This is a genomic window from Pseudomonas sp. NBRC 111133 (assembly GCF_001320605.1).
GTDB lineage: Bacteria > Pseudomonadota > Gammaproteobacteria > Pseudomonadales > Pseudomonadaceae > Aquipseudomonas > Aquipseudomonas monteilii.
This window is the reverse complement of record NZ_BCBJ01000164.1, coordinates 1-1035: the sequence shown is the minus strand read 5'-3', so window position 1 is coordinate 1035 and position 1035 is coordinate 1. Positions and strand designations below refer to the sequence as shown.

The 1035-nt window shown below is 49.1% G+C and carries 1 rRNA gene; it reads left to right on the top strand.

Annotated elements, in window-relative coordinates:
• Nucleotides 1–134: 134 nt before the first annotated feature.
• A 23S ribosomal RNA gene (locus APH36_RS29500) occupies nt 135–1035 on the top strand; the annotation flags it as partial.

The window sequence follows — 1035 nt, the reverse complement described above, 5'->3', positions numbered from 1 at the left end:
ATAGACTGATGACCAGTTTCACTGCTGGAAATCAGGCTAAGGTAAAATTTGTGAGTTCTGCTCAGCAATGAGCGAAATGCGAATTTTCGGCGAATGTCGTCTTCACAGTATAACCAGATTGCTTGGGGTTATATGGTCAAGTGAAGAAGCGCATACGGTGGATGCCTTGGCAGTCAGAGGCGATGAAAGACGTGGTAGCCTGCGATAAGCTTTGGGGAGTCGGCAAACAGACTGTGATCCAGAGATCTCTGAATGGGGGAACCCACTCAGCATAAGCTGAGTATCTTGTACTGAATACATAGGTGCAAGAGGCGAACCAGGGGAACTGAAACATCTAAGTACCCTGAGGAAAAGAAATCAACCGAGATTCCCTTAGTAGTGGCGAGCGAACGGGGACCAGCCCTTAAGTTGATTTGAGATTAGTGGAACGCTCTGGAAAGTGCGGCCATAGTGGGTGATAGCCCCGTACACGAAAATCTCTTATCAATGAAATCGAGTAGGACGGAGCACGAGAAACTTTGTCTGAATATGGGGGGACCATCCTCCAAGGCTAAATACTACTGACTGACCGATAGTGAACCAGTACCGTGAGGGAAAGGCGAAAAGAACCCCGGAGAGGGGAGTGAAATAGAACCTGAAACCGTATGCGTACAAGCAGTGGGAGCCTACTTTGTTAGGTGACTGCGTACCTTTTGTATAATGGGTCAGCGACTTATATTCAGTGGCGAGCTTAACCGAATAGGGGAGGCGTAGCGAAAGCGAGTCTTAATAGGGCGTTTAGTCGCTGGGTATAGACCCGAAACCGGGCGATCTATCCATGGGCAGGTTGAAGGTTAGGTAACACTGACTGGAGGACCGAACCGACTACCGTTGAAAAGTTAGCGGATGACCTGTGGATCGGAGTGAAAGGCTAATCAAGCTCGGAGATAGCTGGTTCTCCTCGAAAGCTATTTAGGTAGCGCCTCATGTATCACTGTAGGGGGTAGAGCACTGTTTCGGCTAGGGGGTCATCCCGACTTACCAAACCGATGCAAA